The sequence below is a fragment of the Streptomyces sp. NBC_00620 genome, from assembly GCF_026341825.1.
Taxonomy (GTDB): Bacteria; Actinomycetota; Actinomycetes; order Streptomycetales; family Streptomycetaceae; genus Streptomyces.
Window position 1 is genome coordinate 1,997,808 of record NZ_JAPENY010000002.1, and the last position, 23,481, is coordinate 2,021,288.

Genomic DNA, 23,481 nt, shown 5'->3' on the forward strand with positions numbered 1-23,481 from the left:
GTGCTGCGCAAGATCTCCTGGCTCATTCGCGCGGGCGCCTACGTCCTGGTGGGCACGGGAATCTTCGGCTGGTCGTCCTTCGGCCCGGTAGCACTGCCTGTCACCGTCACCGCGTTCGCCCTCACCGGGCTGATGATGTGCGCCTGGGCGGTGCTCGACCTCCGCGGCCGCGAGGACGCCGGGTGGCGGCCGTCGCCCGCACTGCCCTACCTCCTCGGCGCGATCGCAGTCCTCGCGGGTGGCGCGTCCGGAGTGCCCGACGCCACCTCGCTGGTCGCGCTCGCCGCACTGGCCGTGCTCGACGCCGGCAGCGAAGCGTCCCTGCTCGCGGGATGGGCGGTCGCCGGTGCCGGGGCGCTCGCCATCGAGATCGGCGCGCTGATCGCCGGGGCCGGTACCGGCGTAGTGCTCGGCTCACCGCTGATCCTGCTGGTCGCCCTGCTCAGTGGCCGCAACCGCCGTGCCTACCGGGTCCAGGCCGAGCAGGCCGCGGCGATGCTCGCCCAGGTCGAGCAACTCCGCGCCGAGCAGCGCCAGGTGGCCGTACTCGACGAGCGCACCCGGATCGCCCGCGAGATCCACGACGTGCTCGCCCACTCGCTCGGCGCCCTCGGCATCCAGATCCAGGCGGCCCGCGCCCTGCTGACCGACCACGGCGACATCGAACGGGCCGCCGGTCTCCTCGGCGTCGCCCAGCGCATCGCCTCCGACGGCCTCACCGAGACCCGCCGGGCCGTGCACGCCCTGCGCGCCGATACCGCGCCACTGGACGAGGAGCTGGCCAAGATGGCGGCCGAGCACCGCCAGCGGCACAGCACGGACGTACAGTTCACCGTCGAGGGCGACCCGGTCCCGCTGCCCCCGGAGCAGACGCTGGCCCTGGTGCGTACGGCTCAGGAGTCGCTCACCAACACCGCCAAGCACGCGCCCCACCAGCCGGTGACGCTGCTCCTGAGCTACCAGGACGACGACGTGACACTCACCATCGGCAACCCGCTCACCGACTCCCCGGCCGGACCGGCCTTCCACACCGTCGACGGAGGCTACGGCCTCACCGGGATGCGCGAACGACTGCTGCTGCTCGGCGGCGCCCTCGCCGCGGGAGCGGAGAGCGGACGCTGGGCCGTGACCGCGCGGGTGCCGCGATGAGCGCCGGGACACCGCTGCGGGTGATCGTCGCCGACGACCAGGCCAGCGTCCGCGAGGGCCTCGTCCTGATGCTCGGACTGTTGCCGGACATCGACGTCGTCGCCTCGGCCGCCAACGGCGAGGAAGCCCTCGCGCTGGTCGCCGAGCACCGCCCCGACGCCATCCTCCTCGATCTCCACATGCCGGTCATGGACGGCACCGAGACCACTCGGCGGCTCACCGCGGACCACCCCGAAGTGGCGATCGTCGTCCTGACGACATTCGCCGACGACCGCTCGGTGCTGGACACGCTCCGCGCCGGGGCCCGCAGCTACCTGACCAAGGACGCCGACCGCCTGCACATCGCCCAGACGCTGCGCAGCGCCGCGAGCGGACTCGCCGTCCTCGACCCCCAGGTGCAGGCCACACTGCTGGCCGCGACCACCCCGCCGCCGGCCGCCGCCGCGCCCGAGACGGCCCCGGTCCCCGCCGCCGACCGTGAACCGCCCGACCACCTCACCCAGCGCGAGGCGGAGATCCTCACCCTCATCGCCCGTGGTCTGACGAACACCGAGATCGCGACGACGCTCTTCCTGAGCAACAACACGGTCAAGACCCACATCAACCGCATCTTCGCCAAGACCGCCTCACGCGACCGCGTCGCCGCGACCCGCTACGCCCGCGACCACGGCATGGGCTGACGCCCCCCGCTCAGCGCGTCGCCCGCGTGCTCAACTCGCCGCGTAGGTCCGCAGGAAGAGTGCCTCCGCGACCGAGAGGCGCTCCAACTCGTCCGGAGAGACGCTCTCGTTCGCCGCGTGGATCTGTGCCTCTGGTTCGCTGAGGCCGATGAGGAGGATCTCGGTCTGCGGGTACAGGGCGGCGAGGGTGTTGCAGAGCGGGATGGAGCCGCCCATGCCCGCGTACTGCATTTCCTGACCGTCGTACGCGACCGACATCGCCTCGGCCATCGACGCGTATGCGGGGGTGGAGGTGTCGGCGCGGAACGCCTGCCCCTGGCCGATCTGCTCGGCGCTCACCCGCGCGCCCCAAGGAGTGTGCGCCAGCACGTGGGCCTCAAGAAGTTTGGTCGCCTCGGCCGCGTCCATGCCCGGCGGCACCCGCAGGCTGATCAGCGCACGGGCGCCCGCCTGCACGGACGGGGTCGCGCCGACGACCGGCGGGCAGTCGATGCCGAGGACGGTGACCGCCGGACGCGCCCAGATGCGGTCGGCGACCGTTCCGGAGCCGATGAGCTCCACCCCGTCGAGCACCTTGGCGTCCGCACGGAACGCCTCCTCCTCGTACTGGAGGCCATCCCACACCGCGTCGTCGGCCAGCCCGTCGACCGTCGTCGAACCGTCCTCGGCCCGCAGCGAGTCCAGTACGCGGATCAGCGCGGCCAGCGCGTCGGGGGCCGCGCCACCGAACTGGCCCGAGTGCAGGTTCCCTTCGAGGGTGTCCACCTGGAGGCGTACGAGGGTCATGCCGCGCAGTGTCGAGGTCACCGTCGGCAGACCGGCCCGGAAGTTGCCGGCGTCGCCGATCACGATGGTGTCGGCGGTCAGCAGCTCGGGGTGCTCCTCGGCGTACCGCTCCAGACCGCCCGTGCCCTGCTCCTCCGAACCCTCGACGATCACCTTGACGTGCACGGGCACGCCGCCGTTCGCCTTCAGCGCACGCAGCGCGAGGAGATGCATCACGAAGCCGCCCTTGCAGTCGGCGCTGCCACGCCCGTACCAGCGGCCGTCGCGCTCCGTCAGCTCGAACGGCGGCGACACCCAGGCCGCCTCGTCCAGCGGCGGCTGCACGTCGTAGTGCGCGTACAGCAGAACGGTCTTCGCACCCTCGGGGCCGGGCAGGAAGCCGTACACCGACTGCGTGCCGTCGGGGGTGTCGAGCAGCGCCACGTCCTGGAAACCCTCGGCGCGCAGTGCGTCGGCGACCCAGTTCGCGGCGCCCTCGCTCTCGCTCTTGGGGTATTGATCGAAGTCCGCCACCGACTTGAAGGCCACCAGCTCGGTGAGCTCCGCCTTCGCCCTGGGCATCAGGGAGGCAACGGTCTCGGCGACCGGATTCGACGACATGGGCACGCTCCTTGTGGGTGCGACGTTGTACTTCTGTGTACTGGTGATCGTGCGGTGTGTAAGCGTCTCCTGGTGTGCAGGGCGCCTACGCTGCCGATCCTCCCACAGTGGCCTGCGGCGATGGCCGCCGTAGGATGCGGGAGAAACGTGCGGCAGACGGCTGGACTGGGAGCAATAGACCATCGTGAGCAGCGAGAACTCTTCGGCGGACGACGGGCAGCGGGTGTGGGACGTCGTCGTGGTCGGCGCGGGGCCGGCGGGCGCCTCGGCCGCCTATGCGGCAGCGGTCGCGGGACGCAGCGTCCTGCTGCTGGAGAAGGCGGAGCTGCCGCGCTACAAGACGTGCGGCGGCGGCATCATCGGTCCCTCGCGCGACGCGCTTCCGCCAGGTTTCGAACTGCCGCTCCAGGACCGGGTGCACGCGGTCACCTTCACGCTGGACGGGAAGTTCACGCGCACCAGGCGCTCGCGGCAGATGCTGTTCGGGCTGATCAACCGTCCCGAGTTCGACCAGCAGCTGGTCGAGTTCGCGCAGAAGGCGGGCGCCGAGCTGCGTACGGGCGTCACGGTCTCGCGCGTCGAACAGCATGGTTCCGCCGTACCGGACCGGCGTACCGTCGCCGTCGTCCTGCAGGGCGGTGAGACCGTCCTTGCGCGGGCGGTCGTCGGGGCTGACGGCAGCGCCAGCCGGATAGGAGCGCACGTCGGGGTGAAGCTCGACCAGGTCGACCTCGGCCTCGAGGTGGAGATCCCCGTGCCGGAGACCGTCGCCGAGGACTGGCAGGGGCGGGTCCTCATCGACTGGGGGCCCATTCCCGGCAGTTACGGCTGGGTGTTCCCCAAGGGCGACACGCTCACCGTCGGCGTGATCTCCGCGCGCGGTGAAGGCGCGGCCACCAAGCGGTACTTGGAGGACTTCGTCGCCCGGCTGGGGCTCGCCGGTTTCGAACCGAGCATCTCCTCCGGCCACTTGACGCGCTGCCGCGCCGACGACTCGCCGCTGTCGCGCGGCCGGGTGCTGGTGTGCGGGGACGCGGCGGGGCTCCTCGAACCCTGGACCCGCGAGGGCATCTCCTTCGCGCTGCGCTCCGGACGGCTCGCGGGGGAGTGGGCGGTACGGATCGCCGAGGCGCACGACGCGGTCGACACGCGGCGCCAGGCCCTGAACTACGCCTTCGCGATCAAGGCGGGACTCGGCGTCGAGATGAGCGTCGGCAAGAGCATGCTCTCGGCCTTCGAACGCCGTCCGGGTGTGCTCCACGCCGTGATCACGGGCTTCAGGCCCGCGTGGAACGCCTTCGCCGGGATCACCCGCGGGTCGACCTCGCTCGGCGAGGTCGTCCGCTCCCGCCCGATCATCGGGCGCGTCCTGACCGCGCTCGACCGGTAGGCCCTGGGTCCCGGGCCCTGTGCCCTGGGCCCGGTGGGGGTTACGGCTTGACCGTGATCCGGAACACCGGGTGCTTGGGCGCGGCGGCGAGCAACTCCTCGTCGGTGGAGTTCACGTTGACGTCGCCGAAGAACCTGCCGACCTCCCAGCCCCACTTCTTGAGGTAGGTGCGCAGGACCACCGGCTTCTCCTCGTCGGCCAGCTCGACCGCCGTGAACTCCTGGGTCCTGCGCCCGACCTGGAGCCGTCCGCCACCGGCCGCACGCATGTTGCGCACCCATTCGGAGTGGCCGCGGGCCGAGATCAGGTACGGGCCGCCTTCGTACGGGAGCGGGTTGATGGGAACCTTCCGCCACTCGCCGCTCTTGCGCCCCTTCACGGAGAGCTCGGCGCTGCCGAGGAGGCTGACGCCGCGGCGCGCGAGCCAGCCGACGAGGCCGTTCATGGCCCGGTCGAAGGGCTTGGGCTTGATGTAGTGGGCCGTCGACATGGTTCCTCCTGGTTTTGGAGAGCACTGCTCTCGCTTGACATCAGTGTGTACGAGATCGGTGATCCAAAGCAAGAGCACTGCTCTCGTTTTTGTGCGACGCTCTCGTTTGTGTGCACTGCTCTGAAAACGTGGCACACTTCCCAGCATGAGTACCGCACGAGGGGCACGGGCCCGAGCCAGGATCGAGGTCACCGCGGCCATCAAGGACGAGGCCCGCAGTCAGCTCGCGGCGGAAGGCGCCGCCAAGCTCTCGCTACGGGCCGTGGCCCGCGAGCTCGGCATGGTCTCCTCCGCGCTGTACCGCTACTTCCCCAGCCGCGACGACCTGTTGACCGCGCTCATCATCGACGCCTACGACTCCCTTGGCGAGGCCGCCGAGTCGGCGCACGCCCAGATCGCCGGCGCCGCACCCCGCGAGCGCTGGATCGCGGTCTGCGTGGCGGCGCGCCGCTGGGCGCTGGAGCATCCGCACGAGTACGCGCTCATCTACGGCTCGCCCGTGCCCGGGTACACCGCGCCGGAGACGACGATCCCGGCCGCCTCCCGCGTGGGCCTGCTCCTGATCGGCATCGTCCGTGACGCGTACCAGGGCAAGGGTGTCGCCCGCTCCCGCCTGCCCGCCGATCTCGAACCCGAGGCGAAGCGGATGGCCGCCGACCTCGCGCCCGACCTCCCGCCCGAGGTCGTCACCGCGCTGGTGGCCGCCTGGGCGCAGCTCTACGGACTGATCGGCTTCGAACTGTTCGGCCAGTTCAACCGGGTCGTCGAAGACCGTGAGACGTTCTTCCGGCATGCTGCGGGCCAACTCGCCCACGGTGTGGGCCTGGTGTTCCCTCAGCCCACCGGTACGGCGGTCAAGGGACCCAGCGGCTCCGGGTCCTGACGGAGGATCCGCGGATGCGGGGAGCGCAACGCGGACCTGGGGTCCGTGCCGACGGCCTCGGTGACGCGATCCGCGTCCGAGTCGTGCGGCTGCCTGTGACGATGCGGCCCGCGGGCCGTGCCGGCTGGTGGGCGCCGAAGCCGCTGCGGTGGCTCTATCGGGGGTTCGGGATCAGCGAAGCGGTACTCCCTGGGGAGTACGTGTGATCACCTCGCCCGGCTGACGCCGTGGGCGGCCTCTCGCGTCTAGCGTGAACGTCATGGAAGAGCAGCGCACGCCCAGGTCCCCGGCGTGGGGCGGACCACCCCAGTGGTGGCGGCACGGGCCGCCGGCGTGGGGCCGAAGGGACGACCAGGAGCGCCGCGCCCGCTGGCCGTGGCGCTCGACGCTGCTGGTCACCGTCTTCGTGTTCGGCGGCTCCAGTTTCGCGAGCCAGGCCCAGGAGGGCGAGCGCGCGTCCCTGGACCTCTTCGCACGGGCGCTGCTGCTCGTGGGATGCGGGTTGCTGCTGTGGCGGCAGCGGCAGCCGGTGCTTGTCGCCTTCGGCACCGCGGCGGCGGCCATGCTCTACCTCGGCGCCGGATATCCGTACGGGCCCGTCTTCCTCACCGTCGCCCTGGGCTGCTTCAGCGCGATCGTCGCCGGGCACCGCCGAGCCGCCTGGACGGCCGTCGGGATGCTCTGGGCCGGACATGTGCTGGTGGCGCACTGGCTGTACCGGTGGCTGCCGCCGTCGGGGGACACACCGGCCGACTGGGGGCAGGAGGTGGTCGTCGCCACCTGGATCGTGGCGATCGTGGCGCTGTCGGAGCTGGTCCGCGTACGCCGTGAGCAGTGGGCCCGCGATCGCGCGGAGCGGGCACAGGCCGCCCGACGGCGCGCCGACGAGGAACGGCTGCGGATGGCGCGCGAGCTGCACGACGTCCTGGCGCACAGCATCTCCGTGATCAACGTCCAGGCTGGCGTGGGACTTGCGCTCCTGGACTCCGACCCGGAACAGGCGCGCACGGCGCTCACCACCATCAAGGCGGCGAGCAAGGAGGCGCTCGGAGAGGTCCGCCAGGTGCTCGACACGCTGCGTGCGCCGGGGGACGCACCGCGCACGCCGGCGCCCGGTCTCGACCGGCTCCCCGAACTCGTCGAACAGGCGGCGGGCGCGGGCCTGACGGTCGAGATCCAGGGTGCGGCCCCGAAGCTCACGCCGGGCACCGACCTCGCCGCCTTCCGCATCGTCCAGGAGGCGCTCACCAATGTCGTACGGCATTCGGGATCGCGGCACGCGCGCGTGCTGGTTGATTCCACGGAGGGCGCGCTGAGGCTACGTATCGACGACGACGGGCCCGCGACCGGCGCGGACGCGGGCGGCAGCGGCAACGGGCTGGCCGGGATGCGGGAGCGGGCCGCGGCCCTGGGCGGCACGATCGAGGCGGGTCCGCGTGACGACGGCGGGTTCCGCGTACTGGCCGAACTGCCGCTGAAGGCCAAGGAGGCACGGTGATCCGCGTACTGCTCGCCGACGACCAGTTGCTGGTGAGGGCAGGCTTCAAGGCGCTGCTCGACGCGCAGTCGGACATCGAGGTGGCCGGGGAGGCCGCCGACGGAGAGGAGGCGCTGCGCCAGGTACGCGAACTGCACCCCGACGTCGTCCTGATGGACATCCGCATGCCCCGGCTCGACGGCCTCGCCGCGACCCGCCGCATCACCGACGACACCGACCTGGAGGACGTCAAGGTGGTCATGCTCACCACCTTCGAGCTGGACGAGTACGTCTTCGAGGCGATCCGGTCCGGTGCCTCCGGGTTCCTGGTCAAGGACACCGAGCCGGAGGAACTCCTGCGCGCGGTACGGGCGGTGGTCGGGGGCGACGCGCTGCTCTCGCCGGGTGTGACGCGCCGGCTGATCGCCGAGTTCGCGGCCCGCTCCAAGGAGCCCGCGGAAGTCGCGTCCCTCGCCGAACTCACCGAGCGGGAACGGGAGGTTATGGCCCTGGTCGGCATCGGCCTGTCCAACGACGAGATCGCCCGGCGCCTGGTCGTCAGCCCGCTCACGGCGAAGACGCATGTCAGCCGGACCATGGTGAAGCTGGGCGCCCGTGACCGGGCCCAACTGGTCGTGCTGGCCTATGAGTCGGGCTTGGTGCGGCCGGGCTGGCTGGGCTGACCCGCGCCCTCGCCCTTGCCGCCCTGGCCCACGCCACCCGTGCCCTCGTCGCCCGTGCCCTCGCCCTCGCGGCCGAAGCGGACCAGCACGCTGACCGCGCGTACGGCGAAGAGGGCGGCGGCGAGCAGGATCCCCGACGTAAGCAGCGCCTGGCCGACGGCGCCGGGGAGATCGAAGAGCAGGGCGGGACCGGACACGGCCCCGAACACGACGGCCGCCGCGAACGCCGCGCTGCACAGCGCGTATCCGATCTCGACGGTGATCGCGTCACGCTCGGCCTGACTGCGCCGCCCCCTGGTGAACTCCATCCGTCGAGTCAAACAGGCGTGGGCCCGGCAGGACAAGTGAGTCCGCCGGGCCCACGCCGTAGAGGCGCCCCCTCAGTCGCGGACCGCCACGCGCTCCGCGCCCGCCTCCTCCTGGATGGACTGTTCCTGAACGGACTTGACGACCACGATCGACTCCACGGTTCGCCGCGTCCGCAGCCCCGGCAGGGTGATCAGCAGACCCACGAAGGCGATCGCCGTCACCACCATGAGACCGGGCCGGTAGCTGTCGAGGACGGCCTGAGGTGAGGAATCCCCGGAGGAGTTCGCGGCCACGACCGCCGTCACGACGGCCAGGAAGATCGCGCCGCCCACCTGGACCGAGGTGTTGAGCAGGCCCGAGACCATGCCCTGCTCATGGTCGTCCACGCCGTTGGTGGCCTGGATGTTGAGCGAGGGGAAGACCAGCGCGCAGGCCGCGCCGATCAGCAGCATGCTCGGCAGGATGACCGCCGCGTACACCGGGTCGAGGTCGACGCGCAGGAACAGCGCGTATCCGACGACCATCAGCGCGAAGCCCGCCGCGATGAGCCGCGGAGTCCCGAAGCGGTCGACGATCGAGCCGACCTTCGTGGAGGACAGCGCCACCAGTGCGCCGGCCGGCAGGAAGGCGAGCGCGGTGTGCAGCGCCGACCAGCCGAGCAGCGACTGCATGTACAGCGTCACCAGGAACTGGAATCCGACGTACGAGCCGAAGAACGCCATCGCGCCGAGTTGGGCCCGGATCTGGTTGCCGGAGCGGAGCACTCCGAGCCGGATCAGGGGGCCTGCCGAGCGCTGCTCGACACGGACGAAGACGGTGAGCAGGACGGCGACGGCGAGGAAGGACAGCAGCGTACGGGCGGACGCCCAGCCGGCCTCCGGGGCCTGTACGACGGTGAACACCAGCAGCAGCATCGACGCCGTGCCGAGGATGGCGCCGGGTACGTCATAGCCGTTGTGGTTCTTCTCGCGCTCGCTGCGCGGGAGGAGCTTCAGGCCGGCGAACAGGGCGATGAGCGCGATGGGCGCGGGCAGCAGCATTGTGAGGCGCCAACTGGCCTCGGTGAGCAGGCCGGAGAGGACCAGGCCCATCGAGAAGCCGGTGGCCGCGCAGGTGGTGTAGATCGAGAGCGCGCGGTTGCGCAGCGGGCCCTCGGCGAAGGTCGTGGTGATGATCGACAGGCCCGCGGGTGCGGTGAACGCCGCGCTGAGGCCCTTGATGAAGCGGCTGGCGATGAGCAGCGGGCCCGAATCGACGAGTCCGCCGAGCAGCGAGGCGAGCGCGAAGACACCCAGGGCCACGAGGAAGACCTGGCGGCGGCCCAGCAGGTCGGCGGTGCGTCCGCCGAGGAGGAGCAGTCCGCCGTATCCCAGGATGTAGCCGCTGACGATCCATTGGAGCGTCGAGGTGGAGAGATCGAGTTCGGAACCGATGGAGGGCAGGGCGACGCCGACCATCGATACGTCGAGCGCGTCCAGGAACATCGCGGCGCAGAGCACGAGCAGGGTGCCCCACAGGCGAGGGGTCCAGCGTCCCTCGGTCGCGGAGTTGGTGAGCGGAGAGGTCATGCCGGAGACACTACATGCGCATGCATTCAATGCAAATGCATTTAATGTCGATGCAACAAAGCCGATTGTTTGCTACGGTGCGCCCATGGCGGCGAAGAAGGCCGAGCAAGGGCTCGTGAACCAATGGCGCGACATCCTCGCGGTGCATGCGCGCACTCTCTGCGAGCTGGACCGTGAACTGCACCGACACGGCCTCGGCGCCAGCGACTTCGAGGTGCTCGACGTGCTGGCCGAGGGTGTCGCCTCGGACGGCGGCCCGTCCTACCGCGTGCAGGAGATCGCCGACCGCGTCCATCTGAGCCAGAGCGCGCTGTCCCGGCTGATCGCCCGCCTGGAGCGGGACGGTCTCGTGACGCGCGGGATGTGTGCGGAGGACCGGCGCGGTGTGCGCGTCTGCCTCACGCCGAAGGGGCGCGACCTGCACGGCGAGGTGCTGCCGTTGCAGCGCGCGGTGCTGACGCGGATGCTGGCGGGCGGCGGCGCGGCCGACTGACCGGGCCGGTCGGCGCCACCCAGGCCGAGGGCCCGAGCCGAGCGCCATGCCGAGCGTCCTTGTGCGCGGCCTGACGAGCCTTGGTGAACAGACGGCAAGACGGCAGGAGCCGCCGGGCGCGCCCCCGACGGCTCCTGTTCGTACACGAAATCGGTTGTTCTCGGTTCGGTGTTCTCAGTTGGGCTGAGCGGAGAACTCGGGCACACGCCCTGTCGCAGCGGCGGTGGTCCTCGGTTCCAGGAGCCGTTCGGCGAGGTAGCCGAAGAGCAGTCCGAAGGTGGCCCACAGCACGGCCTGGATGCCGATGGACGCCAGCCGGAACTCCCACAGGTCGGTGGCCGGGAAGCCCTTGGGAGTGTTCTCCCCGGCCGGAAGGAAGACCATGGCGACGCCGACCGCCGCCATGAAGGCCGCCCCGGCCGCGATGGAGGCGTTCCAGTTGCCCCATCCCGGAGCCAGCCGCCGGCCAAGGAGGACCGCGGCGACGCCCAGGAGCACGCTCAGCGCGATCATGAGGACGAACAGGATGGTGCGCTTGCCGATCGTGTCGGGATTGCCCACCGCGGGAGGGCTGGCAGGGTACTTGAGGATGGGCACCAGGTAGACGGTGAGGAACCCGGCGAGCGCGGTGAGCGCCGCCGTCGCCCTGGCTCCGAACCGGCCGATCCGGCCGAGCGCGAAGCAGAACGCGAGCGCCGCGATGCCGCCGATGGCCACGCCGAACACGAGGACGCCGGTGGCGAGCCCCGCTGTCGACTGCACGGAACGACTGACGAGTTCCTCGCCGTGCTCATGGGAGTTGGCCGACTCGAAGGCGATGGCCGCATCCACGGGGCCTTCGCCCACAAGGTAGGCGAAGACGAAGGCGAGCACGCCCGCGGCGAGGCCCGCGAGCATGCCGCGGACCAGCAGGGTGCGTACGTTGACGGAGTTCATCGGTTTGTCTCCGTCTCAGTGGCAGGGGAAGCCGAGCAGGTGCCGACCGTCGTGGACCCACTCGTGCACGCCCTCGCCGGAGATCAGCGCGGTGGCACCCTGCTCAGCGCCGACGAAGTACAGCAGGACCAGCATGAGAACGCCGAAGAAGACGGCCCAGGGCAGGATGGCCTGGATCGGCAGCGGCGCCGCGGCGGACGGAGCAACGGGGGCAGGGGCGGCAGTGGACTGCGCCATGGCGAGACCTCCTCGGGAACACGCGTCCCGCATTGTGTGGAGCACTCGACGACGGCGTTGGGTCTGACTCACCACCGACTCCTTGCGAGGGGTGGCACACAGGGGCGCGACCGTGCCGGGCTTGCACCGGACTTCCGTAGCGCCGTCGTCCTTGTCGTCCCAGATGGTAGGTGCAATGAGGGCTTCGGCCAACATGGCGTAGGACACCTACGATGAACCGGCCTCGGCGACCTTGCGAAGGGACTCACATGACCGTCCGGCTGACCCTGTTGTGCGCCGCCGCCCCAGTGGAACGCGACGTACGTTTCGCCGACGCGACGCTGGACGATCGGGCGCTGCGGGAGACGCGGGCGATCGCCGGAACGCTGCCCACGGCCGACACCCGGTATTCGGCGCCCTCGCAGCGGTGCACCCAGACGGCGAAGGCTCTGGGATGGGACGCCGTAACCCTGGAACCGGCCCTGCGGGACGTCGACATGGGCAGTTGGCGCGATCGGTCGCTCGGCGAGGTCGCGGCCAGTGACGGTGCCGGGCTCGCCGCCTGGATGTCGGACCCGGACGCCGCCCCGCACGGCGGCGAGTCCGTGACGGAGCTGTGTCACCGGGTCTCCGCCTGGTTGGATGCGCTGCCGGAAGACGCCGGACGCCTGTTGGCCGTGGTCGAACAGGCCGTGGCGCGCGCTGCGGTGGTCGGCGTGCTGGGCGCACCGCCGCAGTCGTTCTGGCGCGTCGACGTACCGCCTCTGTCCACCGTCCAGTTCACCGGCCGGGGCAACCGCTGGAATCTGCGGATGGGTACCGCCTCCACCGCACCAGTCGGTGGAGACGGCTGAACTTCCCGCGGAGCGGCGTGTGTTCCGCTCCGCGGACGACCGGTTCGAGTGTCAGTTGCTGCGAGTGGCGGCGCGCCGCTTGACCAGCCACCACGCGCCGCCGCCGAGGACGAGCAGGGCGACGACGATGACACCGACCACGACGCCGGAGGACATGCCGTCATCCTCCTCGGTGGCGGTGTTACTGGTGGTCGCCGTGCCGGCCGGCTCCGTGGCGGCGGTGCTTGCAGCGGACGGAGTCGCGCTGGGGGTCGCGCTCGGCGTGGGGCTCGTACCGACCGGCTTGGCTCCCGGGGCCGCCGCCTTCAACTCGAGGAGCGGCGCGGGCTGTTCGGGCTCCTCGCCGCCGCTGGGCAGTTCGATCCAGCGGGAGACCTCGCCGTCGCTGTAGGTCTCGACCGTCTTGAACGCGATCTCCTTCGCGTCCGGGAGCTGCCTGACCTTGATCTTGTGCTCGGCGTCCACCCCGGTCTTGAGGGCGGCGCCGCCGACGGTGTAGCCGTCGGCGGTGGCCTTGAACGTCCAGCCCTTGGGCGCCTCGTCGAGCGAGACGTCAGCCGGTGCGATGCCGTCGGGCAGGACGATCCGCAGCTCGGTGAAGCCGGCGGAACTCGACTCCGCCTCGGAGACGAAGCTGAGGGTGACGTTCTCGGCCAGGGCCTGCGGGGTGTCGGCTTCAACCTCCGCGTGGGCGGAGGCCGTTCCGGCCATGGCGAGGGTGGCCGTGAGCGCGGCGGCGCCGACGAGCCCGATACGGCGCGTCGCGCGGCCGAAGTGGTGCGTGGACAGAGACACGGGAACTCCTTGCTGGTGGGACCGGGCAGGCCGAAGCCGGGCCCGGGTGAAGGGACGACCGGACGTGCTCGCGTTCCGGTGGTCCCCTGCGCACCAGCGCATGCTCAAGAGGTTCTGCCCTTACCGCTGGCGGGAATTCGAAGCGGCTGACCAGTCGTACGGCGGCGGGCGGTTCGGGAATTGCGGCACCGGTGGGCCGCGGCCGCACCCAGGCCATGACCGCAACCGCGGCACCCCGCACCGTACGGGCGGTGACCAGCGCCGCCGTCACGGCCGCGTCGGCCCGGTGGAGCAGCCAGGCGACCGCCAGGGCGGCGACGACATGGGTGGCCGTCATGGCCGAGGAGGCGTGATGCCAGGTGCTTCCGTCTCCCTGGGACATGGCCATATGACTGTGCGCCGTGTGACCGCTCTGGGCGTGATCGGTGCCACCCGCCAAAGTCAGTACGAGGTGCAGCGTGCCCTGCGCCGTGAGCGTGCAGCCCGCGATGACGGGCAGCGAGTGATGGCGGCGGGCGACGGGCCAGAAGGCGATGAACTGTGCGACGGCGAAGGCGATCACGAGCCGCCACGGCACCGGGCCCTCGGCGACCGCGTGGTGGGCGAAGGCGGCGAGCACGCTGCCCACGAGTGCGAACATCCCGGCCCGGACGCAGGCTCCCGCGCGGCTCGGCCGCGGGCCTGAGCCCCGGCTGTCGTCGTCCGTCACGTGATCGCCTGGCATGGTCGCCCATCATCCACCCCCAGCCCCTCGCCCGTCAGGCCGGGCTGCGGATCGGTTCGGCGAGCCGGTGGGATCAGTGCGCTGCCGCGCGTCGCGTGACGAACGCGATGACCGCGGCGGTCGCGGCCAGTACCGCCACGCTGGTGAGGGCGATGGGAAGGGAGAACCAGTCCGCCATGAACCCGATGGCGGGTGGTCCAAGGAGCATGCCGCCGTAGCCGAGCGTGGACGCGATGGCGACTCCGTCCGGGCCGGCCAGCCTGCCGGCGCGTTCGACGGAGACGGGAAAGAGGTTGGCGAGGCCGAGCCCGGTGATCACGAAGCCGAGGAGCGCCGCCCACAGGGAAGGGGCGAGCGCGGCGAACAGCATGCCGACCGCGGCCGTGGCGCCGCCGAACACCAAGGTCCGGGTCTGGCCCAGGCGTTCGAGCAGCCTCGTGCCGGTCAGCCTGCCGATGGTCATGGCGAGCGCGAAGCAGGAATAGCCGAACGCCGCGAAGCCCGGTGTGGAGTCCAGGTCCTGCTCCAGGTGCAGTGCGCTCCAGTCGGCCAGGGCTCCCTCGCCGTAAGCCGTGCACAGGGCGATCAGCCCGAAGGTGATCACGAGACCGCGGGTGCGGGTGTCCAGGCGGCGCGGCGCGGACTCCGCGGGCGAGGCGCCTTCCGGTGCTGTCGGGGGCTGGAGACGCAGCAGGGCGCGGCCCGCGAGGCCGGTGACGAGCAGACCGATCGTGGTGAGGCCGAGCAGGTGCTGGGTGGGGGACAGGACACCGGCGACGAGCCCGCCGAGTCCGGCGCCGGTCATGCCGCCGAGGCTGAAAGCGGCGTGGAAGGTGGGCATGATGGGCCGCTGAAGGGCCCTCACCAAGTCGACGGCGGCGCTGTTGAAGGCGACGTTGATCCCGCCGTACGCCGCTCCGAAGATCAACAGCACCGCGGCCAAGGCCGGAGCGGAGTGCGTCAGCGGAGGCAGCGCGACACTCAGCGACAGCAGGACTCCGCAGACCACCGTCACCACGTGGCTGCCGAAGCGGCGGCACAGACGTCCGGTGAGGACCATCGTGATGACCGCGCCGGCGGAGACTCCGAGCAGGGCGAGTCCGAGCGCACTGGCGGAGGCGCCGGTCTGTTCCTTGATGGCGGGGATGCGGACGACCCATCCGGCGAAGATGAAGCCGTCGAGGGCGAAGAAGACGGTGAGGACGATGCGGAGTCGGGTGAGGTTGCTGTCCGGCACGACGTTGTGCGGAGTTGTTTTGTTTATTAGCGGCACAAAGTCAGGGTAGGTGGGCGACGGAGGCCGGGCAAGGGGCTCTTGCCGGGCTCCATCCGCGGGGCGCGGCCGTCCGGCCGAAGCGGCGAGGGTGTCCACTTGGGGTGGCGGACAGGGGCACTGAGGCGGGTGACGGTGATCTTGTGGCACCCCCTTGGTCATGGGAGATTCGCCGATTCCGGCTCCGTGGAGAGGATCTTGGTCGGGCTGTGTTCCGGACGCCGGGAAACGTTCCGGCAGTCCCGCGAGGAGCATGTGCATCGGCATTGAGTGATCGGCAGGCCGTACTGCCGGACCTGGCGGCGGACCGGCAGCAGCCTGCCGCCCACCGAAAGCGCCGCCCTGATGCTCGCAGCACCCAGCCCCTTCCCGTACGCCGTCACCGTGGCCTACCTCGCCGTTGGTCTCTTGGCACGCACGGTGTTGAAGACCCGGCCGTCGGCGGCCCGGGCGGTCACCCGTGCCTCCGGTGCCATGATGATCGTCATCGGCGGGTTCCTGCTGGCGGAACGTCTGGTCGGCTGACGCACCCGCCCGACTCCGTTCACACGCGGGGATGTTCGCCGATCACACGCTGAGATGTCCGCCGAAGGAGAGCACGTGGAAGAGCAGGTGCAGCAGGACGAGGCGAGCTCCGAGGTGCAGGCGCGCGTCCGGGCCAGTTTCGACCGCCAGGGGCTGATGGGCCACCTCGGTGCGCACGTGTCCCACATCGCGCCGGGCCGCGTCCACATCGTGCTCCCGAGCCGGCCGGCGGTGACGCAGCAGCACGGCTACTTCCACGCCGGTGCCACCAGCGCCATCGCGGACAGTGCTGGCGGCTACGCGGCCTTCACCCTGTTCCCCGAGAACACCGAGGTGCTCACCGTCGAGTACAAGATCAACCTCCTGGCGCCCGCCGTCGGCGACCACATCGAGGCGGTCGGAACCGTCCTGAAGTCCGGACGCACGCTGACCGTGTGTCAGCTGGAGGTGTTCGGCGTCCAGGACGGGCAGCGAAAGCTCGTCGCCACCGGACAGCAGACGCTGATCCGCCTGAACGGGCCCGAGCAGTGACAACTCACCCGGGTCACGGTGCTCCGGCCCCGGAAGGAGGGTGCTGATGGACAGCAGCCACGAGCTGGTGCCGGACTGGGTGACCTGGCAGCAAAGGCCGTTCCCCGACGCCAACCTGCTCCTGCTGCACGGGCGCCAACCGGCCCTGGTCGACAGCGGCTTCGTCGGCCACGCCGAACAGACGGCCGCCTGGGCCCACGCCCGCACCGGGCACATCGACCTGGTCGTGAACACTCACTGGCACTCCGACCACGTCGGCGGCAACGCCCTCCTGCAGACCAAGGGAACTCTCGTCGCGGCCGGAGCACCGGAAGCCGAGGCCGTCACCCGCCGGGACCCGGGCTGCTGTGCGGCGGAGTACCTCGACCAGCCGGTTCCCCCGTACACCGTCGAAATGCCGCTCGACGACGGCCAGGTCCTCCGGCTCGGAGACGCCGACTGGGAAGTCGTCCACACCCCTGGGCACACCCCCGGCCACCTCGCGTTGTGGCAGCCGGACGAGGGGCTCCTCGTGGTCGGCGACGCGCTGTCGGACTACGACGTCGGCTGGGTGAACCTCGCCTTCGACGGACCCGAGGCGTCCACCACCGCGCTCGCCTCCCTGCACAGGCTGGCCGACCTCGTCCCGCGGGTCCTGCTTCCCTCGCACGGCCCGATCCCGGCGGATCCCGGTGCGGCGTTCGCCACCGCACTGCGCCGCGCCCAGCGACTCGTCGACGACCCGGACGGAGCCGTCTGGTACGGCACGCGGCGGGTCTTCGCCTTCGCCCTGATGATCCGTGGCGGGATCCCGGTCGACGAGGTCGAGCCGTATCTGCACGCCCGGGCGTGGCTGACGGACGCGGCACGACTCCTGGGCCGCACGCCCGAGGGACTCGCTGCCGAGTTGACCCGCACCATGCTCCGCAGCGGGGCCATCGTTTCGCGCGACGGGTGCCTTCATGCCGCGGCCGAGCACACCCCCGTCCCGACGGGATCGCTGCGCGTGCCCTACCCACGTGCGTGGCCGGTGACCGAGCCGCGCTGACAGGCGCTGAACTCGGTGGGCGGGCGCTTGCCGTGCGCTCGGGTCGTGCCCGCGCTTCCGCGATGGCTACGCGGTCCGACGGAACGCTGCCGCGTCCGGAGCGTGCGGGCATCGTCGCAAATCCGGTTGAGATGCGCCCGTGCGTTGGGAGAGTCTCCGGGCATGGAGTTCTTCTGCTACCACCGCGATCGGCCCGACTCCGGCAAGTTGCGCGACGAACTGCTGGAAGACCACTGGTCCTACATGGACGGGTACGCGGCGGAGATGATCGCCCGCGGCCCGACCCTCACCGACGACGGTGAAACGGCCACCGGCAGCGTGCACATCCTCGACCTGCCCGATCCCGCCACCGCCCGCGCGTTCGCCTTCGACGAGCCCAACTACCAGGCCGGCGCATACCGGGACGTGCTGTTGCGACGGTGGCGCAACCTGCTGGGGCGCACCATGTGGGATTTCCCCGGGGGCCGGACCGGTGGCAACCGGTATCTGGTGCTCGGCCTCGGCTCGGGGGAGGCCGTCGATCTGGTCGTCCCGCGCGACCGGGACGAGCTGATCGCGTACGGGCCGCTGCTGTCCGACGACGGCGCCACCTGGCTGGGTACGGCGGTACTGCTCCGGGCCCCGGACCCGGACACGGCACGCGCCGTGCTGACCCAGGACCAGTACGCCGACATCGAGGTCCACGACTGGTACTTCGGCGGGCGGTCGTGATGAACACATAGCCTCAACCGCACACCAAAATAGGGGGCTTGCCGCCGTACTCCCGGGTCTGGCAGGATCACTGGCCCCGTCACTCACAGCAAGGGGCGGCGGCGTCAAGGAGGTTCGGTGGACAGGCGGTGGCTGTTCCTGTCGGCGGCCGTGGCGCTCATAGTCGTCTCCTTGGGCGTGGTGCTCCTCCGCGACGACGAGGCCGACACCAGGCGCGCCGCGGACACGCCCGTCGTCAGCACGCAGGCGAACGTCCCGCCCGCGACGAAGTCCCCGTCCCCCTCCGGCAGTACCACCACCGCGTCGCCGAAGCCGTCGGCCAAGACAACCCCGGCCTCCCCCTCCGCAAGTGCCACCAGCGCGTCGGCGAAACCGCCGACGACGGACAGCCCGCAAGCGGCTTCCGCCGGCGCGCCGTTGGCCGGTCGTATACGGCCCAACGTCACCTACCGAGGCATCGCCACCTTCTACGACGCGGACGGCGGAGGCGCCTGCCTGTACGACCCGAGTGGTGACGTCATGACCGCGGCGATGAACTCCACCGACTACGAGACGGCCAAGGCGTGCGGCGCGTACGTGTCCGTCCGCGCGGCCAACGGAACCTCCATCACGGTCCGCATCACCAATGAATGCCCAGGGGAGTGTGCACCCGGGCAGATCGACCTCAGCGCAGAGGCTTTCGCGAAGCTCGCCGACCCGACGGCCGGCCGGATCGCGATCACGTGGAAGCTGGTGAGCCCCAGCACCGTCGGCACGATGTCGGTCCGGTACAAGACCGGGTCCAGCCAGTATTGGTGCGGCATCCAGGTCATTGGTCACCGGAATCCGGTGGCCCGGCTGGAGGTCCGCGCCGGCAGCGGCTGGCGCCAACTCGCCCGTACCGACTACAACTACTTCCTCTCCGAAGACGGCACCGGGTGCGGCGGCGCGATCAGGATCACCGACATCTTCGGAGAACGGCTCACAGTCGACGGAGTCGCGATCCGGCCGGACGCCGTGCAGTCCACCCGGGTCCAGTTCGCCAAGCGCTGACCCCGCTCGCGAGTCCAGTCCGACGCGTCGACGGATCTGACTGCGCAGCTGGCTGATTCCCCGTCAGAAACGAATGCGAAGTTTTGACAACCCGATGACACCCCCGTCCGTCTCTAGGGCGAGCCGTCGGGTGCACGGGTGAGGCTCCGGGGGTGCCCGGGTCGCAGGACGGCTCCTGTCCGATTCCGAATCGTCAGGAGTTCAGGTGGAGTTACGCGGAAAGCTGCGCGGGAGACGAAGGCGTACGGCTGTGGCGGCGGGGGTGGTTTCCACGGTCCTGGTGCTGGCCGGTGTCCCGGGCGGGATGGCCCAGGCCGCGTCGGTCGGCGGGCATGCGGGGGTGATGGCCCAGGGCGCGGAGGGCGCCGGTGGGGCCAAGGTGGTGAAGACGGTGACGCTGGTCACCGGCGACCGGGTTCAGATGGACGGCGCAGGCCGGGTCACCGGGGTTGAGCGGGCGGAGGGCCGGGAGCGGATGCCGTTCTCGGTCCGGGTGGTTGCCGGGCACACTCAAGTGGTGCCGGGAGACGCGGAGTTGCTGCTGGCGCAGGGCAAGCTGGACGCCCGGCTGTTCGACGTGACCCAGTTGGTGGCGGACGGCTACGACGACACGGGCCGGTCCGACCTGCCGCTGATCGTCACCTTCCGGGGTCGCCAGGCACCCTCGATGAGCCCGTTCACCCGGACCGGGACACGCATCGGCCGTGCGCTCCCCGTCGTCAACGGCAAGGCGATGCGCCCCGTCAAGACGCGCGGCGCCGAGTTCTGGGACGCTGTGACCGACACCGGCGCCGCCCGTAGCGATGCCGAGGGAACGGCCGAGTTCACCGCTTCGACGGCGGTGGAGAAGGTGTGGCTGGACGGCAGACGCCGGGCGACCCTCGACAGGAGCGTGCCGCAGATCGGCGCTCCGACCGCCTGGGCCGCCGGCTATGACGGCACCGGCGTCAAGATCGCCGTACTGGACACCGGAGTCGACAAGGACCACCCCGACCTGGCGGGCCAGGTGGTCGCGGAGCGGGACTTCTCCGAGTCCTCCGGTACCGGCGACAAGTTCGGGCACGGCACCCACGTGGCGTCCACCACGGCAGGGACGGGGGCGAAGTCCGGCGGCAAGTACAAGGGTGTCGCACCGGGTGCCAAGATCCTGAACGGCAAGGTCCTGGACGACAACGGCAGCGGCTCGGACTCCGGCATCATCGCGGGCCTCGAGTGGGCGGTGGCCGAGGGCGCCGACGTCGTCAACCTCAGCCTCGGCGGCACGGACATGCCCGGGATCGACCCGATGGAGGAGGCGGTCAACCGGCTCTCCGCCGACACCGACACGCTCTTCGTCATCGCGGCCGGAAACGACGGCGAGTTCGGCGAGGAGACGGTCGGCTCGCCCGGCAGCGCCGAAGCCGCGCTCACCGTCGGAGCGGTCGACAAGGCGGACCAACTCGCCGCATTCTCCAGCCGTGGCCCGCGCGTGGGCGACGGCGGGGTCAAGCCCGACCTGACCGCGCCCGGTGTCGCCATCACCGCCGCCGCGGCGGCCGGCAGCTTCCTGGAGGGCGAAATCCCCTCCGACATACCCGGATACCTCACCATCGACGGTACGTCCATGGCGACCCCGCATGTCGCCGGTGCCGCCGCCATCCTCGCCCAGCAGCACCCCGAGTGGAGCGGCGAGCGCATCAAGGCGGTACTCACCGGCTCCGCCGCCCCCGGCTCGTACAGCTCATTCCAGCAGGGCACCGGCCGCACCGACCTGGTCCGGGCGATCGCGCAGAGCGTGGTCACCGAGCAGGGACCGCTCGGCTTCGGCAAACAGCAGTGGCCGCACAACGACGACGAACCGGTGACCAAGCAGCTCACCTACCGCAACTTCGGTACGGAGCCGGTCACCCTGGACCTGTCCGTCGACGACTTCACAGTGGACGGAAAGCCCGCCGCCGAAGGCCTGTTCACCGTCTCACCACCGCAACTCACCGTCCCGGCAGGCGGCGAGGCGAGCGCCGACGTGACGGCGGACACCCGCGCCGGCACCACCGACGGCACCATCGGCGGCTCGGTGTCCGCAGCCTCGGCCGACGGCCGGATCAGTGTGCGCACCGCCGTCGGGGTGGAGCGCGAGATCGAGTCGTACGACCTGACGTTGAAACACATCGACGAGAACGGCGAGCCGACCGGCGACGCCTCCACCGCCCTCTCGGGCTTCGACAGCAACTTCTATGCCTCCTACGCCGATGAGCAGGACGGCGAGCTCACGGTGCGGGTGCCCAAGGGCGACTACACCGTCAGCGGTGTGATCCACCCCTACTACTCGTCCGCCACCCACGCGGTGCTGATGCAGCCGAAGTTGCGGGTGGACGCGGACACCAGCGTCACCATCGACGCCCGGCAGGCACAGCCGGTGGAGATCACCGTGCCCGATGCGGCGGCCGTGAACACCGAGGCCGTGATCGCGGTCGGCTTCGACCGGGCCGAGGGGCTGCGCAAGGGCAGCCTCGAATACATTCTCCCGAGCTTCCAGGGCCTGCGGGTCGGGCAGCTCGGCTCCGAACTGCCCGCGGACCAGGCGTTCGCGCAGTACTTCGGCGACTGGACACGCCAGGACGAGGAGGGCAGGCCGGTCACCTACCACCTTGCCTGGAACCGGACCGGTCGGCTGGGCGGCTTCACCGCCGAGGTCGAGCGGAAGCAGCTCGCCAAGGTCGACCTCCAGGCGGGTGTGGCTGTCGCGGACCGGAAGGTGCAGGTCGAGGTCTCTCCCCACACACCGGATGGGGACCTGACCTTCGGCTACAACGACCTGAGGGGCGTTCTGCCGCTGCGCACCACCGACTACATCCTCGACAACGGGGTTCCGTGGTCCCTGCGCATGTGGCAGACCAGCGGCGAGGGCCGCGAGACGCGCTGGGAGTCCTTCCTCATGAGGATGCCCAGGACCTGGGAGGCCGGCCGGACCTACCACGAGCGTTTCAACGTCGGCGTCTTCGGCCCGTCCCTGCCCGGTCCCGCGGACGCCGGACCGGAGAGGGGATACCCCGGAGCCGTGCGGGCCGGGAACGTCATCAGGGCCTATCTGCCGCTGTTCGGCGACGGCGCCGGGCACTGGGGCTCCAGCGACTACACCGCGGCGGAGAGCTCGCTCCTGGCCGACGGCAAGGAAATCCCCGACGACTACGGATTCCCGCCGACCGACGGCGTCACCGAGTACACCGTCCCCGCCCGGGGCAGCACGTACAAGCTCACCCTGGACAACTCCCGTGATCCCGCGGTGTACCCCGTCAGCACCCGTGTCAGGGCGGAGTGGACCTTCCGCTCCGGCGCGACCCCCGAGGACGAGTGGACCGCACTGCCGCTGTCGGTGGTCCGCTTCTCCCCGGAGCTGACCCTGTCCAGCACGGCGAAGGGGGGCAAGCGGTTCGAGGTGCCCTTCACCGTCGTGGGCGCGGCCGCCGGCCAGCGGCCGCAGAAGCTCGCCTTCGAGGTCTCGTACGACGAGGGCACCACCTGGCAGCCCGCCAAGGCCCTCGGCGGTACGCACCTGTCGCTGACCCACCCCGCCGAGGCGGGCTCCGTCTCACTGCGGGCCAAGCTGACGGACCGCCAGGGCAACACACTGGTGCAGACGATCGAGCGGGCCTACCTCACCAGGTAGCCCTATGGATCACCTGTCCGAACCCCGCTCGGGGCGGCGCCGACGCCGTCCCGAGCGGGGCCGTTCTTCAGACGCCGACCGGCTCGGACCGGCTCGTGTCAGGATTACGGCGGCGCTCCTCGAAGGAGGCGAAGACCGCCGAGACGCCGTAGAAGATGCTGAACAGGCCGAAGACGGTGGCGAGTGAGACCGCGCCGATGTCTGGGCGGACGAAAAGCACGAACGCGAGCGCGATCGACACCAGCCCTGTCAGCAGGAACAGGGCCCGCTCGCCCGCCTTCTCGCCGCGCTGGAAGGCCAGGCCGATCTCCATGGCACCGGTCGCCAGTGCCCAGGCGGCGATCCAGATCGTGAGCGCGAGAGCGGTGATGCCGGGCCACGCCAGCGCGACCACGCCGGCCGCCAGCGAGAGCAGGGCGAGCAGCAGCCAGCCGAAGACAGGCCCCACCCGGTCGCCGGCGAAGGCACGGCCACCGTCCGTCACCGCGCTCATGAACGCGTAGACGGCGAAGACGATGACGAAGGCGCCGACGGTGATGCCGGGCCAGGTGACGGAGACTATGCCGATGACGACGGCCAGCAGGCCGCGCCAGAGGAGTGCGTTGGGCGAACTGAGCATGGTGACCTTCCACGTTCGAGGGTGCCGCCTCGCTACTGACACGAAACGGGAATGCATGGTGCGGTGCCCGACCTCGCCCGAGGC

At 70.8% G+C, this 23,481-nt stretch carries 26 protein-coding genes; 17 read left to right on the forward strand and 9 right to left on the reverse strand.

The genetic code is table 11. The annotated features are described in order from the left end of the window. Positions 1–1,149, forward strand: coding sequence for a sensor histidine kinase (locus OG246_RS28275; RefSeq protein ID WP_266469560.1), 1,149 nt, complete (start codon positions 1–3; stop codon positions 1,147–1,149). Next, positions 1,146–1,829: a response regulator transcription factor gene (locus OG246_RS28280; protein WP_266469562.1), complete on the forward strand. Its 684-nt coding sequence runs from the start codon at positions 1,146–1,148 to the stop codon at positions 1,827–1,829. Before OG246_RS28275 ends, OG246_RS28280 begins: the two co-directional genes overlap by 4 nt. A gap of 30 nt (positions 1,830–1,859) precedes the next feature. On the opposite strand, the gene OG246_RS28285 is transcribed toward OG246_RS28280, so the two are convergent. After that, positions 1,860–3,215, reverse strand: coding sequence for a dipeptidase (locus tag OG246_RS28285; RefSeq protein ID WP_266469564.1), 1,356 nt, complete (start codon positions 3,213–3,215; stop codon positions 1,860–1,862). A 184-nt stretch (positions 3,216–3,399) separates the two neighbouring features. On the opposite strand from OG246_RS28285, the gene OG246_RS28290 reads away from it, so the two are divergent. Continuing rightward, the gene (locus tag OG246_RS28290) at positions 3,400–4,605 is read left to right on the forward strand and encodes a geranylgeranyl reductase family protein (RefSeq protein WP_266469566.1); all 1,206 of its coding nucleotides are present in this window, start codon (positions 3,400–3,402) and stop codon (positions 4,603–4,605) included. 40 nt (positions 4,606–4,645) lie between these two features. On the opposite strand, the gene OG246_RS28295 is transcribed toward OG246_RS28290, so the two are convergent. Then, positions 4,646–5,095, reverse strand: a complete 450-nt coding sequence (locus tag OG246_RS28295) for a nitroreductase family deazaflavin-dependent oxidoreductase (RefSeq protein ID WP_266469567.1) — start codon at positions 5,093–5,095, stop codon at positions 4,646–4,648. A 145-nt stretch (positions 5,096–5,240) separates the two neighbouring features. On the opposite strand from OG246_RS28295, the gene OG246_RS28300 reads away from it, so the two are divergent. The 4 genes from OG246_RS28300 to OG246_RS28315 are packed head-to-tail and all read left to right on the forward strand — an operon-like array spanning position 5,241 to position 8,138. Then, positions 5,241–5,978: a TetR/AcrR family transcriptional regulator gene (locus OG246_RS28300; RefSeq protein ID WP_266469569.1), complete on the forward strand. Its 738-nt coding sequence runs from the start codon at positions 5,241–5,243 to the stop codon at positions 5,976–5,978. 14 nt (positions 5,979–5,992) lie between these two features. Further along, positions 5,993–6,184, forward strand: a complete 192-nt coding sequence (locus tag OG246_RS28305; RefSeq protein WP_266469571.1) for a hypothetical protein — start codon at positions 5,993–5,995, stop codon at positions 6,182–6,184. Between the two features lie 53 nt (positions 6,185–6,237). Then, complete coding sequence (locus tag OG246_RS28310; protein WP_266469574.1) at positions 6,238–7,476, forward strand: sensor histidine kinase; 1,239 nt, start codon at positions 6,238–6,240, stop codon at positions 7,474–7,476. Then, a complete protein-coding gene (locus OG246_RS28315; protein WP_266469577.1) occupies positions 7,473–8,138 on the forward strand; it encodes a response regulator transcription factor in 666 nt (221 codons plus the stop codon). Before OG246_RS28310 ends, OG246_RS28315 begins: the two co-directional genes overlap by 4 nt. On the opposite strand, the gene OG246_RS28320 is transcribed toward OG246_RS28315, so the two are convergent. Then, a complete protein-coding gene (locus OG246_RS28320; protein WP_266469578.1) occupies positions 8,099–8,446 on the reverse strand; it encodes a DUF6332 family protein in 348 nt (115 codons plus the stop codon). The two genes, OG246_RS28315 and OG246_RS28320, sit on opposite strands and share 40 nt — an antisense overlap. Positions 8,447–8,518: 72 nt before the next feature. Then, positions 8,519–10,015: an MFS transporter gene (locus OG246_RS28325; protein ID WP_266469579.1), complete on the reverse strand. Its 1,497-nt coding sequence runs from the start codon at positions 10,013–10,015 to the stop codon at positions 8,519–8,521. Positions 10,016–10,100: 85 nt separating this feature from the next. Here OG246_RS28325 and OG246_RS28330 point away from each other — a divergent pair, with 85 nt between their 5' ends. Beyond that, positions 10,101–10,508 carry a MarR family winged helix-turn-helix transcriptional regulator gene (locus OG246_RS28330; protein ID WP_266469580.1) on the forward strand — a complete coding sequence of 136 codons (408 nt, stop codon included), beginning with the start codon at positions 10,101–10,103 and terminating at the stop codon, positions 10,506–10,508. Between the two features lie 174 nt (positions 10,509–10,682). Here OG246_RS28330 and OG246_RS28335 read toward each other — a convergent pair whose 3' ends face one another. After that, positions 10,683–11,444, reverse strand: a complete 762-nt coding sequence (locus OG246_RS28335; protein ID WP_266469581.1) for a CbtA family protein — start codon at positions 11,442–11,444, stop codon at positions 10,683–10,685. Positions 11,445–11,459: 15 nt separating this feature from the next. Then, positions 11,460–11,681 (reverse strand): CbtB-domain containing protein, encoded by a 222-nt coding sequence (locus OG246_RS28340; RefSeq protein WP_266469582.1) that lies wholly within the window; start codon positions 11,679–11,681, stop codon positions 11,460–11,462. 248 nt (positions 11,682–11,929) lie between these two features. Between OG246_RS28340 and OG246_RS28345 the strand changes: the two genes are divergently transcribed. Further along, positions 11,930–12,514, forward strand: a complete 585-nt coding sequence (locus tag OG246_RS28345) for a histidine phosphatase family protein (protein ID WP_266469583.1) — start codon at positions 11,930–11,932, stop codon at positions 12,512–12,514. Between the two features lie 51 nt (positions 12,515–12,565). On the opposite strand, the gene OG246_RS28350 is transcribed toward OG246_RS28345, so the two are convergent. Continuing rightward, positions 12,566–13,303 carry a DUF1775 domain-containing protein gene (locus tag OG246_RS28350; RefSeq protein ID WP_266470963.1) on the reverse strand — a complete coding sequence of 246 codons (738 nt, stop codon included), beginning with the start codon at positions 13,301–13,303 and terminating at the stop codon, positions 12,566–12,568. Between the two features lie 221 nt (positions 13,304–13,524). On the opposite strand from OG246_RS28350, the gene OG246_RS28355 reads away from it, so the two are divergent. Then, complete coding sequence (locus tag OG246_RS28355) at positions 13,525–13,662, forward strand: hypothetical protein (RefSeq protein WP_266469585.1); 138 nt, start codon at positions 13,525–13,527, stop codon at positions 13,660–13,662. Positions 13,663–13,842: 180 nt separating this feature from the next. Next, a complete protein-coding gene (locus OG246_RS28360; RefSeq protein ID WP_266469586.1) occupies positions 13,843–14,022 on the forward strand; it encodes a hypothetical protein in 180 nt (59 codons plus the stop codon). Between the two features lie 84 nt (positions 14,023–14,106). Here the strand turns inward: OG246_RS28360 and OG246_RS28365 are convergent, their stop codons facing one another. Continuing rightward, the gene (locus OG246_RS28365; RefSeq protein ID WP_266470965.1) at positions 14,107–15,270 is read right to left on the reverse strand and encodes an MFS transporter; all 1,164 of its coding nucleotides are present in this window, start codon (positions 15,268–15,270) and stop codon (positions 14,107–14,109) included. A gap of 306 nt (positions 15,271–15,576) precedes the next feature. On the opposite strand from OG246_RS28365, the gene OG246_RS42820 reads away from it, so the two are divergent. From OG246_RS42820 to OG246_RS28395, 6 genes are all read left to right on the forward strand, one after another. Continuing rightward, complete coding sequence (locus OG246_RS42820; protein WP_323178334.1) at positions 15,577–15,831, forward strand: hypothetical protein; 255 nt, start codon at positions 15,577–15,579, stop codon at positions 15,829–15,831. A gap of 75 nt (positions 15,832–15,906) precedes the next feature. Continuing rightward, positions 15,907–16,362, forward strand: coding sequence for a PaaI family thioesterase (locus OG246_RS28375; RefSeq protein WP_266469587.1), 456 nt, complete (start codon positions 15,907–15,909; stop codon positions 16,360–16,362). Positions 16,363–16,408: 46 nt separating this feature from the next. Further along, a complete protein-coding gene (locus tag OG246_RS28380) occupies positions 16,409–17,389 on the forward strand; it encodes an MBL fold metallo-hydrolase (RefSeq protein ID WP_266469588.1) in 981 nt (326 codons plus the stop codon). A gap of 162 nt (positions 17,390–17,551) precedes the next feature. Then, the gene (locus OG246_RS28385; RefSeq protein ID WP_266469590.1) at positions 17,552–18,100 is read left to right on the forward strand and encodes a YciI family protein; all 549 of its coding nucleotides are present in this window, start codon (positions 17,552–17,554) and stop codon (positions 18,098–18,100) included. A gap of 117 nt (positions 18,101–18,217) precedes the next feature. Then, positions 18,218–19,132, forward strand: coding sequence for an expansin EXLX1 family cellulose-binding protein (locus tag OG246_RS28390; RefSeq protein WP_266469592.1), 915 nt, complete (start codon positions 18,218–18,220; stop codon positions 19,130–19,132). Between the two features lie 205 nt (positions 19,133–19,337). Then, a complete protein-coding gene (locus OG246_RS28395) occupies positions 19,338–22,778 on the forward strand; it encodes a S8 family serine peptidase (RefSeq protein WP_323178335.1) in 3,441 nt (1,146 codons plus the stop codon). Between the two features lie 67 nt (positions 22,779–22,845). Here OG246_RS28395 and OG246_RS28400 read toward each other — a convergent pair whose 3' ends face one another. Beyond that, on the reverse strand, positions 22,846–23,397 hold the full coding sequence (locus OG246_RS28400) for an HdeD family acid-resistance protein (RefSeq protein WP_266469594.1): 552 nt from the start codon (positions 23,395–23,397) through the stop codon (positions 22,846–22,848). Between the last annotated feature and the right edge of the window lie 84 nt (positions 23,398–23,481).

Bases quoted from the DNA above. Each gene is read 5' to 3' on its own strand.
- OG246_RS28280 (WP_266469562.1), top strand. From the start codon at position 1,146: ATGAGCGCCGGGACACCGCTGCGGGTGATCGTCGCCGACGACCAGGCC.
- OG246_RS28285 (WP_266469564.1), bottom strand. From the start codon at position 3,215: ATGTCGTCGAATCCGGTCGCCGAGACCGTTGCCTCCCTGATGCCCAGG.
- OG246_RS28295 (WP_266469567.1), bottom strand. From the start codon at position 5,095: ATGTCGACGGCCCACTACATCAAGCCCAAGCCCTTCGACCGGGCCATG.
- OG246_RS28300 (WP_266469569.1), top strand. From the start codon at position 5,241: ATGAGTACCGCACGAGGGGCACGGGCCCGAGCCAGGATCGAGGTCACC.
- OG246_RS28305 (WP_266469571.1), top strand. From the start codon at position 5,993: ATGCGGGGAGCGCAACGCGGACCTGGGGTCCGTGCCGACGGCCTCGGT.
- OG246_RS28310 (WP_266469574.1), top strand. From the start codon at position 6,238: ATGGAAGAGCAGCGCACGCCCAGGTCCCCGGCGTGGGGCGGACCACCC.
- OG246_RS28320 (WP_266469578.1), bottom strand. From the start codon at position 8,446: ATGGAGTTCACCAGGGGGCGGCGCAGTCAGGCCGAGCGTGACGCGATC.
- OG246_RS28325 (WP_266469579.1), bottom strand. From the start codon at position 10,015: ATGACCTCTCCGCTCACCAACTCCGCGACCGAGGGACGCTGGACCCCT.
- OG246_RS28330 (WP_266469580.1), top strand. From the start codon at position 10,101: ATGGCGGCGAAGAAGGCCGAGCAAGGGCTCGTGAACCAATGGCGCGAC.
- OG246_RS28335 (WP_266469581.1), bottom strand. From the start codon at position 11,444: ATGAACTCCGTCAACGTACGCACCCTGCTGGTCCGCGGCATGCTCGCG.
- OG246_RS28340 (WP_266469582.1), bottom strand. From the start codon at position 11,681: ATGGCGCAGTCCACTGCCGCCCCTGCCCCCGTTGCTCCGTCCGCCGCG.
- OG246_RS28345 (WP_266469583.1), top strand. From the start codon at position 11,930: ATGACCGTCCGGCTGACCCTGTTGTGCGCCGCCGCCCCAGTGGAACGC.
- OG246_RS28355 (WP_266469585.1), top strand. From the start codon at position 13,525: ATGACCGCAACCGCGGCACCCCGCACCGTACGGGCGGTGACCAGCGCC.
- OG246_RS28360 (WP_266469586.1), top strand. From the start codon at position 13,843: ATGAACTGTGCGACGGCGAAGGCGATCACGAGCCGCCACGGCACCGGG.
- OG246_RS28380 (WP_266469588.1), top strand. From the start codon at position 16,409: ATGGACAGCAGCCACGAGCTGGTGCCGGACTGGGTGACCTGGCAGCAA.
- OG246_RS28385 (WP_266469590.1), top strand. From the start codon at position 17,552: ATGGAGTTCTTCTGCTACCACCGCGATCGGCCCGACTCCGGCAAGTTG.
- OG246_RS28400 (WP_266469594.1), bottom strand. From the start codon at position 23,397: ATGCTCAGTTCGCCCAACGCACTCCTCTGGCGCGGCCTGCTGGCCGTC.